Source organism: Paracoccus sp. (in: a-proteobacteria) (assembly GCF_046289755.1).
Taxonomy (GTDB): Bacteria; Pseudomonadota; Alphaproteobacteria; order Rhodobacterales; family Rhodobacteraceae; genus Paracoccus.
In genome coordinates this window covers 1-12,918 of sequence record NZ_JBKBVD010000044.1, presented here as the reverse complement: position 1 = coordinate 12,918, position 12,918 = coordinate 1, and the positions used below count along the sequence as shown (strand labels likewise).

General features: G+C 65.3%; 10 protein-coding genes and 1 pseudogene. 9 read left to right on the top strand and 2 right to left on the bottom strand.

Features of this window, described 5'->3' with window-relative positions:
• Positions 1 to 7: 7 nt before the first annotated feature.
• The 3 genes from iolD (at position 8) to iolB (ending at position 3,636) form a co-directional block, all read left to right on the top strand.
• On the top strand, positions 8 to 1,828 hold the full coding sequence (iolD, locus tag ACK41U_RS14885) for a 3D-(3,5/4)-trihydroxycyclohexane-1,2-dione acylhydrolase (decyclizing) (protein WP_409681652.1): 1,821 nt from the start codon (positions 8 to 10) through the stop codon (positions 1,826 to 1,828).
• An 8-nt stretch (positions 1,829 to 1,836) separates the two neighbouring features.
• Positions 1,837 to 2,745, top strand: a complete 909-nt coding sequence (iolE, locus tag ACK41U_RS14880; protein WP_409681650.1) for a myo-inosose-2 dehydratase — start codon at positions 1,837 to 1,839, stop codon at positions 2,743 to 2,745.
• Positions 2,746 to 2,841: 96 nt separating this feature from the next.
• Positions 2,842 to 3,636, top strand: coding sequence for a 5-deoxy-glucuronate isomerase (iolB, locus tag ACK41U_RS14875; protein WP_409681649.1), 795 nt, complete (start codon positions 2,842 to 2,844; stop codon positions 3,634 to 3,636).
• A gap of 445 nt (positions 3,637 to 4,081) precedes the next feature.
• On the opposite strand, the gene ACK41U_RS14870 is transcribed toward iolB, so the two are convergent.
• Positions 4,082 to 5,095 carry a helix-turn-helix transcriptional regulator gene (locus ACK41U_RS14870; RefSeq protein WP_409681647.1) on the bottom strand — a complete coding sequence of 338 codons (1,014 nt, stop codon included), beginning with the start codon at positions 5,093 to 5,095 and terminating at the stop codon, positions 4,082 to 4,084.
• Positions 5,096 to 5,309: 214 nt separating this feature from the next.
• Between ACK41U_RS14870 and ACK41U_RS14865 the strand changes: the two genes are divergently transcribed.
• From ACK41U_RS14865 to ACK41U_RS14840, 6 genes and pseudogenes are all read left to right on the top strand, one after another.
• Entirely contained in the window at positions 5,310 to 7,463 is a 2,154-nt protein-coding gene (locus tag ACK41U_RS14865; RefSeq protein ID WP_409681645.1) for a TonB-dependent siderophore receptor, read from the top strand.
• The gene (locus tag ACK41U_RS14860; protein WP_409681643.1) at positions 7,457 to 8,620 is read left to right on the top strand and encodes an ABC transporter substrate-binding protein; all 1,164 of its coding nucleotides are present in this window, start codon (positions 7,457 to 7,459) and stop codon (positions 8,618 to 8,620) included. Before ACK41U_RS14865 ends, ACK41U_RS14860 begins: the two co-directional genes overlap by 7 nt.
• A complete protein-coding gene (locus ACK41U_RS14855; RefSeq protein WP_409681641.1) occupies positions 8,617 to 9,651 on the top strand; it encodes a FecCD family ABC transporter permease in 1,035 nt (344 codons plus the stop codon). Before ACK41U_RS14860 ends, ACK41U_RS14855 begins: the two co-directional genes overlap by 4 nt.
• Entirely contained in the window at positions 9,648 to 10,415 is a 768-nt protein-coding gene (locus ACK41U_RS14850) for an ABC transporter ATP-binding protein (RefSeq protein WP_409681640.1), read from the top strand. Before ACK41U_RS14855 ends, ACK41U_RS14850 begins: the two co-directional genes overlap by 4 nt.
• Before the next feature lie 19 nt (positions 10,416 to 10,434).
• The gene (locus tag ACK41U_RS14845; protein ID WP_409681639.1) at positions 10,435 to 11,487 is read left to right on the top strand and encodes a DUF2218 domain-containing protein; all 1,053 of its coding nucleotides are present in this window, start codon (positions 10,435 to 10,437) and stop codon (positions 11,485 to 11,487) included.
• A gap of 293 nt (positions 11,488 to 11,780) precedes the next feature.
• Positions 11,781 to 11,873: pseudogene (locus tag ACK41U_RS14840) on the top strand (IS5/IS1182 family transposase); the annotation flags it as partial.
• Positions 11,874 to 12,067: 194 nt separating this feature from the next.
• Here the strand turns inward: ACK41U_RS14840 and ACK41U_RS14835 are convergent.
• Positions 12,068 to 12,892 carry a carbohydrate ABC transporter permease gene (locus ACK41U_RS14835; protein WP_409681637.1) on the bottom strand — a complete coding sequence of 275 codons (825 nt, stop codon included), beginning with the start codon at positions 12,890 to 12,892 and terminating at the stop codon, positions 12,068 to 12,070.
• Positions 12,893 to 12,918: the final 26 nt, after the last annotated feature.

Genomic DNA, 12,918 nt, shown 5'->3' with positions numbered 1-12,918 from the left:
TTCGGCGATGAGTGAGACGATCCGGTTGACGGCGGCGCAGGCGATGGTGCGCTGGCTGTCGGTGCAGATGACCGATGAAGGTGAGCGGTTCATCGAGGGCATGTGGGCGATCTTTGGTCATGGCAATGTGGCCGGGCTGGGCGAGGCGCTGCACAGGGCGCGGAATGATTTTCCGACATGGCGCGGCCAGAACGAGCAGACCATGGCGCATGCCGCAATTGCCTATGCCAAGGGCCATGGGCGCAGGCGGGCGCAGGCGGTGACCGCCTCGATCGGGCCGGGCGCCACCAATATGGTGACCGCCGCAGCAGTGGCGCATGTGAACCGGCTGCCCTTGCTGCTGGTGCCGGGCGATGTCTTTGCCGGCAGGCGGCCCGATCCGGTCTTGCAGCAGGTCGAGGATTTCGGCGATGGCACGGTCAGCGCCAATGACTGTTTCCGACCCGTGGTGCGCTATTTCGACCGCATCACCCGGCCCGAGCATCTGCTGACCGCGCTGCCGCGTGCGATGCGGGTGATGACCGATCCTGCCGAATGCGGGCCGGTCTGTCTGGCCTTCTGTCAGGATGTGCAGGCCGAGGGCCATGACTGGCCGCTGGCGTTCTTTGCGCCGCGTGTCTGGCAGATCCGGCGGCCTGCGCCCGATGCGGCTGAGCTGGCCCGCGCGGTCGGGATGATCCGGGGGGCTGCGGCGCCGGTTCTTGTCTGCGGCGGGGGCGTGATCCATTCGGGGGCCGAAGGCGTGCTGGACGCGTTCGCGCGCCGTCACAACATCCCGGTGATCGAGACGCAGGCCGGGAAATCGGCCCTGGCGCAGGCCCATCCGATGAACTTTGGTGCGGCGGGGGTGGATGGCTCGGCTGCGGCAAATGCGGCGGCTGCGGCGGCGGATCTGGTGATTGCGGTGGGCACGCGGCTGCAGGATTTCACCACCGGATCGCGGACCCTGTTCAATGCGCCCATTCTGGGGATCAATCTCCAGCCCCATGATGCAGCCAAGCATGGGGCTGCCTCGTTGGTGGCCGATGCGCGGGTGGCGCTGGAGGCGCTGAGCGCGGAGCTGGGCGATCGGCGCTTCAGGGCCGATGCGGCGGCGCGGGCCGCCTGGCTGGCGGCGGTCGATGCCCATTGCGCGGCACCCAAAGGTGACGGTCTGCCGAATGATGCGCAGGTGATCGGGGCGGTTCAGCGGGCGGCGCCCGAGGGGATTGCCATGTCTGCGGCGGGGACCATGCCCGGCGCGCTGAAGCTGCTGTGGCAGGCGTCGCAGGGCGGCTATCATATGGAATACGGGTTTTCCTGCATGGGCTATGAGATTGCCGGTGCCATGGGGCTGAAGCTGGCGCAACCGGGCCGCGAGGTGCTGTGTTTCGTGGGCGATGGCAGCTATATGATGGCCAACAGCGAGTTGGCGACGGCGGTGATGCGACGGGTGCCGTTTACGGTGATCCTGACCGACAATCGCGGCTATGGCTGCATCAACCGGCTGCAGCAGGGCTGCGGCGGGGCGCCCTTCAACAATATGTATGTGGACAGCAATGTCGCGGCACAGCCCGCGATCGACTTTGTGGCCCATGCGCGGTCCATGGGCGCCCATGCGGTGAAGGCTGCCGATATTGCGGCGCTGGAGGCCGGGATTGCCGCCGCGCGGGGCCGCGACATCCCCACGGTCATTGTGATCGAGACGACGGCCGCCGAGGGTCCGGGCTTTGGCGGGGCCGGGCATTGGTGGGACGTGGCCGTGCCGGAAGTGGCGGGTACCGACCGGATGCAACAGGCTTATGCGCGCTATCTGGCGATGGCCGCGAAACAGAACGTGATGAATTGAGGAAAGCCATGATCCTTTACGGCACCAACCCCATTGCCTGGGCCAATGATGACGACCAGAGCATCGGCGCCCATATTCCGACCGCGCAGATCCTGCACGAGGCGGGCCGCGTCATCGGCTTTGACGGGATCGAGAACGGGCATCGCTGGCCCGGGGATCCGCTTGAGCTGAAAGATCTGCTGGGGTTCTATGGGCTGCGGTTCGTCTCGGGCTGGTATTCGACGGAACTGCTTGTGCGGTCGGTCGCGGAGGAGATTGCGGCGGTGCAGTCGCATCTGGCGAAGCTGAAGGCCAATGACTGTCAGGTCTGCATCGTCTGCGAATGTTCGAACACGGTGCATGGATTGCCTGAGGTGGCGGTGAATGACCGGCCCCGGCTGAGCCGCGATGAGATGGCCGCGTTCGGCGCGAAGATGGAGGCGTTTGCGGGTTATCTGGCGGGCGAGGGGATCACACTGGTCTATCACCATCACATGGGCACCGTGGTCGAGACGCCCGGTGAGATCGACGCCTTCATGGCGGCGACCGGGCCTGCGACGCAGCTGCTGTTTGATGCCGGGCATTGCGCCTTTGGCAGCGGCGATCCGGAGGCGGTGCTGGCGCGGCATGTGGGCCGGGTGGGGCATGTCCATGCCAAGAACATCCGCCGCGCGGTCTGCGACCGGGTGCGGGCCGAGGGGCTGTCGTTTCTGCAGGGCGTGATGGCCGGGGCCTTTACCGTGCCGGGTGATCCCGAGGGGGCGATTGATTTCGTGCCGCTGCTGCGGGTGCTGGCCGGGGCGGGCTATGAGGGCTGGCTGGTCATCGAGGCCGAGCAGGACCCGGATCTGCGCAATCCGCTGGTGTATCAGTCGATGGGGTTGCGGGCGCTGAAAGCTGCCGCGCGCGAGGCGGGGCTGGACCGGAGCGGTGCCTGAGCGGCGCGGCGGGGGAGGGGGCAGAGGGGGGCGCCGCCCCCCATCCCGTGCCGGGATTCCCCCCGGGATATTTGAGGACCACTGCAGGAGCACAGGATGAGCACTCTCCTTCGACGACCGTTCGGGACCTCGGGTGAGGTGCATCGGATCACGCCCGGCAATGCGGGATGGCGCTATGTGGGGTTTGCGCTGCACCGCTTGCGGGCCGGGCAAAGCGCGGCCGGGGCGACCGGCGATCGCGAGGTGATCCTGGTGATGGTCGAGGGCAAGGCGCAGATCCGCGCCGCCGGGCAGGACTGGGGCGTGCTGGGCGAGCGGATGGATGTGTTCGAGAAGGTGCCGCCGCATTGCCTGTATCTGCCGGGCGGGCAGGGCTGGCAGGCCGTGGCCGAGACCGATTGCGTGATCGCCGTCTGCTCGGCGCCCTGCCATGGCGGGCATGCCGCGCGGCGGATCGGGCCGGAGGGGATCACCCTGACGCAGCGGGGTGAGGGCACCAACACGCGCTGGATCAACAATATCGCCATGGAGGCCGAGGATTATTGCGACAGCCTGCTGGTGACCGAGGTGTTCACGCCGGCGGGCAACTGGTCCTCTTATCCCAGTCACCGCCATGACGAGGATGATTTCCCCCGCATCACCTATTTGGAAGAGACCTATTACCACCGCCTGAACCCCGGTGATGGCTGGGCGGTGCAGCGGGTCTATACCGATGACGGCGCGCTGGACGAGCTGATGGCCGTGCGCGACGGCGATGTCGTGCTGGTGCCGCGCGGCCATCACCCCTGCGCGGCCCCGCATGGGTTCGAGCTGTACTATCTGAATGTCATGGCCGGGCCGCGCAGGAACTGGCGCTTTGTGGCCGCGCCAGAGGTCGCGCATCTGATGTGAGGCGGGCGGAGGGTAAGGGGGTGTGCCGCATGCGCGGGCCTATGCGGGTGTGGGGCGGGTCCTTTTGCGCGTAGGCTGACAGGCAGGAAAATCTGGTGTTGATCCGCGCCTGCGGATACGATCTGATCAATGCCTGTGGCAAAGCCCGGCTGCACCAGATCAGCGTGCAGATGATTGGTGCTGTGCGGTCCCTGGGCGACTTGCACGGCTCTGTCACCAGCCCGCCTGACAGCTTTTCGGCATACGGGTCCGGCTTGTTCGACCGTCCTGAGATGCGGAGACCTGTTGGAGACAATCCAGAGCGGGTCCGATCCGAAGCAGCCTCGGCCAAGCTGGGCGGCGTTTGTCCGATTCCGGACTCAGGCAGCAAGACAAGCCGCATGCGCCCGAAACGTGGCGGGAACCGACAGGCCAATGCCGCGCTTCGACGACGGAAGCTGAGGGATCAGTCGCGCGCCACGCGGGCGATGCAGATTGGCGGCACGGAAAATCGTCTTTTGAACGCGGTCGCGAAGTTGGCGGGGTGTCGGTATCCGGCGGCGTGAGCGGCCTCGCTGATCGTGCTTTGCCCGGTCAGCAAGGCGTCATATGCCTGATCCAACCGCAGATTTCGGACATATTCCAGAACGCCGCAATGCTCATACTGGCGGAACAGGGCATGAAGACCGCTGACGCTGATACCTGCGGCGCGGGCGATGGCCTCGACGGTCAGATCGTCGGTGTTGTGGCCCGCGATGAATTCCTTTGCCCGTGCAAGTATGTTCCTGCCCCGCGCGGCCGTCCCGGTCTTATGCGCCGGAACCGCGCAGCTTTGCGTCGCCTGACCAAGCGATTCAGCGATGATCTGAATGGCGCAGGCTTCGGCATGCAGACGCTCGAGCGGGGCAACCCGCGACGGCAGGTCGAGAAGCGAGTGGATCATGGTCTTCACCGATGAAGATACGGTCCAACGGTGACCGGCAAGGTTATCGCTCAGAATGCGGTTGGCCGACGAATGATCGGCAACCGTATCGCAACCGTGATGCGCCAGCCAGTCGGGCGAGGCATGGACGACCAGATGCGTCACCCTTTGCCGTGCCGGTGACCGGCGGTGAAAGCTTTCGGGGCCGGTGTTCATCAGCATCAGGGCACTGACCGGATGTTGCCGCGTTCCCTGAAAGTGAAAGCTGCGGTCACCGATCATCGTCTCGATCCGGCCATCCAGAAAGAAGATGCACGACAACCCTTCGTCGATGCCGGAGCGGACGTCGAAGGCCTGACATTCCAGCACATCGCCGCCATGCAGGCTGAGGCCGCCGCCCAGATCCTGCTGAACGAAATGGCCCTGCATCAGGTCCTGTTCTTCGTCACCCTCGGTCTGGACGTCAAGCTGCTGCGGTCCGGTGCGACCGGCAAGGTCGCGGATCGTGATGCGGCGTGTCTCGGGATGGGCGGACGGGTCATTTCGCGGATGCCACATGAGTTTCTCTCTTCTGCCGTCGCAGTTTTGCACGTCCGCAAAGCCATCTCTGCGCGGACGCAAAGGCCGGGCGCTTGGCAGAACCCTAGCGCAGGCATAGACCGGCCACAATCCTGACAATATTTATATGTTAATCCCGGAGGGTCTGATGCGGAACAACAAACTGACAAAGCTGCGAAGGGCAGGGGTTCTTGGGGTCTGTGCAACACTGCTGTTGACCAGTGCGCCCGTCTTCGTCGCAGCTGAGCAGCCGACCGATCAGGCGGGCGCAATCCTGCTGCCGGGGATCACCCTTCATGCCGAGGCCGCATCTGAATCCGGCGAGGCGCTGATTGCTCAGACCAGCCGGACCGGCACCAAATCCGCGACGCCCCTGTCGCGGATACCGCAGGCCGTCAGCGTCGTCACCCGCGCGCAGTTCGAGGCGCAGTCCGCCGATCTGGTCACCGAGGCTCTGCGCTATACCCCCGGCGTTCTGGCCGAGTCGAACGGATATGACATCCGCTATGACTGGTACTGGATCAGGGGCCATGACAGCTTTGGCTATACATGGCAGGACGGTCTGCAATTGCCGGGAGATCCGTCCAGCTATGCGGTCCCCGCGATCGACCCTTATGCGCTGGAGCGGGTCGAGGTGATCAAGGGCCCGGCCTCGGGTCTCTATGGTCAAGGCGTGCCGGGAGGGCTGGCCAATCTGGTCAGCAAGCGCCCGCAACCCGAGGCCATGCACGAGGTCTTTGTCGAAGGATCGGCCGATGGCGGCGCGCAGCTGGGCGGCGATGTCACGGGGCCGCTGACGCGGGACGGGACGCTCAGCTATCGGCTGACCGGGCTGGTAAAAAACATGGGCACGCAGATCGACAAAGAGCGCAATCGCCGCCTGATGCTCGCCCCCGGCCTGACATGGGCGCCAACGGATCAGACCACGCTGACCGGATATGGCTATTTCCAGAAGGACGAGGACAGTTTCAGTCCCCGGTTCTATCCGGCCCATGGAACGTTGCTGCCCAATCCGGGGGGCGAGATTCCGCGCGATCTGTTTCTGGGGGACCCGTCCGCAGATGACTTCGACCGCGACTATGCGGCGATTGGCTACGCGCTGGAACATCACTTTGACGGTGCATGGACGGTGCGGCAGAACCTTCGCTATGCCCGGTCGAAGCAGGACATGTTCCTTGTGCTGGTCAACCCGGCCTTTGCCTTTCCGGGCGCGTTTCCCGGCGTTCCGGGGCCGGAGCTGAACCGTGTCAGCGCGGTGGCCGATGATGAACTGCGCAGTCTTGCCGTCGATACGCAGGCCGAGGCGCGGTTTTCCACCGGCACAGCACAGCATACACTCCTGCTGGGGCTGGATCATGGATGGGTCGAATCTTCGACGAATTTCGGCAACTCCGCTCCGGGCGTCGTTCCGGGGCTGGACATGACCGATCCGCGCTATGGCATTGATGTGGTGCCCCCTGCGGTCACCCGGTCAGGGCTGCAGCGCCGCATGCAGACGGGGCTATATCTTCAGGATCAGGTTGAGATGGGGGCGTGGACCGGCACTGCGGCATTGCGCTATGACCGGTCGCGCATCCGCAGCACCAACCGGATGACCAACGATGCCACGGTCACCACGCGGGACGAGGCCGTGACCGGGCGCGTCGGACTTAGCTATGAATTCGGCAGTGGCATCTCGCCCTATGTCAGCTATTCGACCTCGTTCCTGCCCTTGCTGGGCACCGATGCCCAGGGGCGGCCCTTTGAGGCCAGCACCTCCGGGATGGCCGAGATCGGAATGAAATACGTGCCCGAGGGTACGTCCAGCCTGATCACGGCATCGCTGTTCAGCATGACGCAGGACGGTTTTCTGACGCCGGACCCGCTGGACCCGTTCTCTGACGTGCAAGGGGGAAAGCAGCGCGTGCGCGGGCTGGAGCTGGAGGCAAAGGTCGCGGTCTCGCCGCAGCTGGATGTGATCGCGTCCTATGCCTATTCGGCCTCGGACATTCTGGAATCCACCGATGCGACCGTGATCGGCAACGACATGCTGCGGCTGCCGCGCCATCAAGGCGGGCTGTGGATGCAGTATCGCGATGCGGGGACCGCGGGTCTGGACCTCAGCCTTGGTCTGCGCGGGGTTTCGCATTACCAGACCGATGCGGACTATCGACCGGATCTGCGCATTCCGGGATATGGGCTGGTGGATCTGGGCGTCATCTATGATCTGGGCCGTGCCCTGCCGCAGGCGGAAGGTGTGACCCTGCAACTGACGGCCAGCAACGTGTTCGACAAGCGCTTCGTGGCACAATGCCTGAACATCACCGGCGGCAGCTGCAACTACGGCGAAGGCCGGTCGGTCAAGGCCAGGATGAGCTACGCATGGTGATCAATAGCCCGCATGAACCCATGCCCCGGACACTGCTGCGTCTGCTGTCCTGCGCTCTGGCGCTCTGGCTGTGCGTCACGGGCGTCAGGGCGGAAGTCATCCTGTCGGACGGGTCCGGGCAGCAGGTCCGGCTGCCCGGACCTGCCAGCCGTCTTGGGCTGAATGAGGCAGATCTGATCCTGACTCTGGCCCTGCTGCTGGATGATCCGGTGGCGCCCGTCACGACATGGGCGGCGCCGCACCGGCTGGACCCGGGCATTCTGGCGGCACTGGCCGGGCGGTTTCCCCGGATCGCTGACATCGCCCAGGCCGGGTCGGCCACCCCGTCGGACTTTTCGGTGGAAAGCGTCGTGGCGCAGGCGCCCGACCTTTACGTCATGCGCTATTTCGACCCCGAGTGGGAGCCGATCCGCCACCGGCTGGAGGCGGCGGGAATTCCCGTCATCTATCTGGACGGACCCGCGCTGGACGGGCTTTCGCCCGATCAGCGTGTCGTCTTTTCGCTGACCCTGCTGGGGGATGCGACGGGGGCGGGCGACAAGGCGCGGGCCTATGGTGATTTCGTTCGTGCGCGCTATGCCCGTGTCGCCCGTCTGATCGGCGATGTGGGCGCGCGGCCGGATGTTCTGGTCGACGGGCTGGCCACGCCCGATTGCTGCTGGGTGCCGGGGCGGGACAACAGGCTGGGCCGTCTGGTCCGCTTTGCCGGAGGAGAGATCACAGGCTCGGATCTGGTCGCGGGGTATTCGGGAAAGATCAGCCCGGAATATCTGATCGCCACAGATCCGCAGGTGCTGATCGCCACCGGCGGGCCGCAGCTGGATGCCGCACAGGGGCTGGTGCCGGGGCTGGGGCAGGGGCTGGTGCTGGGCATGGGCATCACGCCGGACGCAGCGACAGCTTCGCTGGACCGGATACTGGCCACAGGTCTCCGGTCGGAACTGAGCGCGGTCCGCGACGGTCGCTCTCATGGGATTTTGCACCTGTTGACGATCTCTCCGCTGGATGTGCTGGCAGTCGAGGCATTCGCGCGCTGGATCCATCCCGAGATTGCAGCGCAGATTGACCCCGCCGATACGCTGGCGGTGATCAATCGCGATTTTCTGGCCTTCCCCCTGACGGGGTCGCTGTGGGTCGATCAGGGCGCGGTGCCATGATGTCGTCTGCGGCGCAGCTTGCGCAATATCGACATGACCGGCGACGGCGGCGCCGGCTGATCGGCCTTCTGGCCGCAGGGTGCGGCCTGTCGCTGCTGGCCTCGCTGGCCTTCGGCCCCACCACCCTGTCTGCAACCGAGATCTTTGGCGCACTGACCGGAGGCGGCGAACGGACAACACAAGTCATCGTGTGGCAACTGCGCCTGCCAATGGCGCTGCTGGCGCTGCTGGCCGGGGCCGGACTGGGGCTGGCCGGGGCCGAGATGCAGACGGTCATGAACAACCCGCTGGCCGAACCCTATACCTTGGGCGTGTCGTCATCCGCGGCGCTTGGTGCGGCAACGGCCATCGTCCTTGGTCTCTCACTGCCCGGAGCGCAGCTTTGGGCAGTGCCGGCAAATGCCTTCCTGTTTGCCTTCGGGGGGCTGATGCTGGTGCAACTGCTGATCCGCTTGCGCCGGACAGGTCCTGACATGCTGGTCCTGTTCGGTGTCGGGATCGGGCTGACCGCCAGCGCGCTTTTGTCACTGATCCAATATGTCGCCAACCCGGATGCGCTGCAGTCACTGGTCTTCTGGATGATGGGCAGCCTGTCGCGCGCCGATCCCGCGACGCTGGCGGTCCTGTGCGGGGTCCAGCTGCTGGCCGTTCCATGGTCGCTGCACGCGGCCCACGACCTGATGGCCCTGAGGCTGGGCGAAGATCGCGCCCGCGCGATGGGTGTTGCGGTCGGTCGCGCACGCTTTCTGTCGCTGGTCCGCATCAGCCTGCTGGCCGGAACTGCCGTGGCCTTTGTCGGCATCATCGGGTTCGTCGGCTTGATCGCCCCCCATATCGCCCGCCGCTGTGTCGGGGAAGATCACCGCCTGATGCTGCCCGCCAGCGCCCTGACCGGCGCGCTGATCCTGTCGCTTGCCGGGCTGGCCAGCGTGCTGATCGTGCCGGGTGTCGTGGTTCCGGTCGGCATCGTCACCGCGCTGGTCGGATTGCCGGTGTTCTTCGCCGTGATCCTGCGGGGCGGGCTGGCATGACCCCCGGCTTGTCGGTCAGCAATCTGTCCTGCGGCTATGGCAGATCCCATGTCGTCCACGGCGTGACCCTGCCGCCGCTGGCACCGGGCAGCGTGACCGCACTTATCGGTCCGAACGCCGCGGGCAAGTCCACATTGCTGCGGGGATTGGCGGGGCTGTCGCCGGCCCGTGGCAGCCTGACGCTGGACGGGCAGGATCTGTCCCGCCTTTCCGTCCTGCGTCGCGCTGATCTGGTCGGCCATATGCCGCAGGGCGTGATCGACCCTGTCGGGATGAGCGTCCTGGACTGCGTGATGATCGCCATGCCTCACGGCTCTGCGTCCCGTGACGAAGCCGCGCTTGCCCATCTGGCCCGCCATGGCGCCGATGATCTGGCAAACAGCCCGGTTACCCGGCTGTCTGGCGGGCAGCGGCAGGTTCTGGGCCTTGTTCTCGCGACAGCGCGCGATCCGCGCGTCCTTCTGCTGGACGAGCCGACCAGCGCGCTGGACATGAACCGCCGCCATACCGTGATGTCCCGCGTGCGTGATCTGGCCGCTGAAGGCCGTGCAGCGCTTGTCGTCCTGCATGATCTGGCGCTTGCCGCGCAATGGGCCGACCACGTTGCCGTGCTCTCGCACGGTCGCCTCCATGCATTCGGCCCCCCTGCCGATGTCATCACGCCGCCCATGCTGCGCGATGTCTATCGCGTGGCGGCGCGGGTCGAGCCCTGCTCGGCCGGGCGTCTGCAGATCATGATCGACGGCGCGATTGACCTTTCCTGACCCGAACACAGGATATCCGATGAGCCAGACCCTGATCGCCCGTGCCGAGATCGCACTGGCCTCGCCCGAGGCCACGCTGGACCAGATGTGCGACCACCTGACCAGCCACGGCGCCGTGCACCGCCGCGAGGGATGCAGACATCATCTGTGCTTCAGTTTTGGCACCGCCCGGCTGGACCAGACCCGCGATGGAGTCGATGCGCAGGTCGAGGGCACGGATCTGGCCGCCCTGCAGCAGCTGCGCGCCATTATCGCGGGTCACCTGCGCGAGTTCTCGTCTGATCCTCTGTCGATCCGCTGGACCGGGGACGGATCAGAGCTGCGCCATCCGGTGAATTTTCGCATGCTGACGGTCCAGAGCTGCGATGATCTGACCCCGCGCATGCGCCGCATCCGCTTTGCCGGGGCGGATCTGGCAATGTTCGCGGGCCTCGATCATATCCATGTCCGGCTGCTGTTCCCGCCAGATGCCGAGGACACCGCGTGGCCCATGCTGGGAGAGGACGGGCTTGAACACTGGCCACCCGAAGCAGTGCGCCCGTTCGACCGCCGCTATACCATCCGTCGCATCGATACCAAGGCCGGATGGCTGGAAATTGATTTCGTCCTGCACGATGACGCGGCAGGTCCGGGTTCGGACTTCGCGCAATCTGCCGCGCCAGATGACCGGATTGGAATGATCGGCCCCGGTGGCGGCGGCCTGCCGCTCGACCGCGACTGGTATCTCATTGCAGGCGACCTGACAGCCCTGCCGGCCATCGCGCGGTTTCTGGAGGTTCTGCCCGCAGAGGCCTGTGGTCATGTCTTGCTCCAGCGGGATGATCCGTCAGATGAGCTGCTGCTGCCGGCGCCAGCCGGAATGCAGATCCTCTGGGTCGGATCGGCGGATGCCCTGCTGGATCACGCCACCTCCCTGAAGCCCCCGACAACTGCTGACGCGCCCTTTGTCTGGGTTGGCTGCGAGGACCGGGCGTTCCGGGCATTGCGTAAATTTGCCCGCGACGATCTTGGCCTCCGAAAGGGCCAGCATCATATCGTATCTTACTGGCGCGCAGGAGATGCGGAGGGCTGAGCATCATCGTCGCGTGGCCCTAAATTGGGCTTTTCCTCAATCTGCATGGCGCAGTGATGGTGTAAAATGGCCATTCAGGAGGGATCGTGACCTGCCACTGAACCTTCATCCAGCCGCGACCGGAGCCGGCGGTTGATTTGCGCCCTTTGGCGATTGCGGTGCTCAGGTGCAGCCCGAACCTGCGATGACCTCTGGAAAGCCGTCGGAGCCATCTGCGACCTCGTCACCGAGGACGAATGCCTCAACTGCTTCATCGCCGCAGGATACAGACCAGAATGAACGCGACACACTCTGATCGCAACGGCTTTCGGTGGTGCGATGCGCCGCGCGAATATGGACCTGCCACGACCCTCAACAATCGCTGGAAACGTTGGAGCGATAAAGGGGCCTTGCGCCCGGATCATGGTCGGCTTTTCGACCATGTGCCCGGGCGCAAGGCCATGAAGGGTCAGATCCCGTATCCGGCCATCGGGCGGCTGAAAGGCCTGGACCGGCTGCGCGGCATTGCCGCCGCGCCGTCACATGATCTGGTCGCAACGGGGCGCTGCTGCCCGCCGAAGGACGGGACTGCCCTGCCGCCTCAGCCCTTGATCCCGGCCGAGATCATGACCGCCTCGGTCACGCGCTTCTGAAAGATCAGATAGAGCAGGATCACCGGCGCCGCCGCCAGCAGGGCCAAAGCCATCATCCGGGCATAGGCCACGCCGAACGTGTCATTGACCTGGGTGATGCCGACCGGGATCGTCATCATGCTTTCGCTGCTGGCGATCAGGAACGGCCAGAAGAAATTGTTCCACGCCCCGATGAAGGTGATGATGGCCAGTGCGGCGGTGATGCCCCAGTTCAGCGGCAGATACAGCTTGAACAGCAGCGTGAATTCACCGCCACCATCCAGCAGCACGGCCTCGCGCATTTCGCGCGGGATGGCGTCGAAGAACTGTTTGTAGACGATGACCACGACCGGCACGACAAGCTGCGGCAGGATGATGCCCGCCCAGCTGTTGACCATGCCCAGATCGTTCATCAGCACGAACTGCGCCACATACAGCGCCGGGATCGGCACCATGAAGCTGGCCACGACCAGCAGATACAGCAGCCTGCGCCCCGGAAACCGCAATTGCGACAGCGCATAGGCGCACATCATGCCGGTGACCAGCACCGCCCCGGTGATGATCAGCGACGTGCCGACCGAATTGAGATACCAGCGCGGCAGTTGCGAGGTCGCCAGCACGCTGGCATAGGCGCTGAAATTCAGCTCGTCGATCAGCACCCCGGCATCCGACACGATCCGCCCCTCGCTGCGCAGCGACGTGGTCAGCGCCCAGTACAGCGGAAACACCCAGATCGCCGCCGCAATCAGAACGATGGTGACAAAGGCTGCGTTGCGCGCCTGCTTTGCGGTCATTTGCGGCCTCTTATCTTCAGCAACTG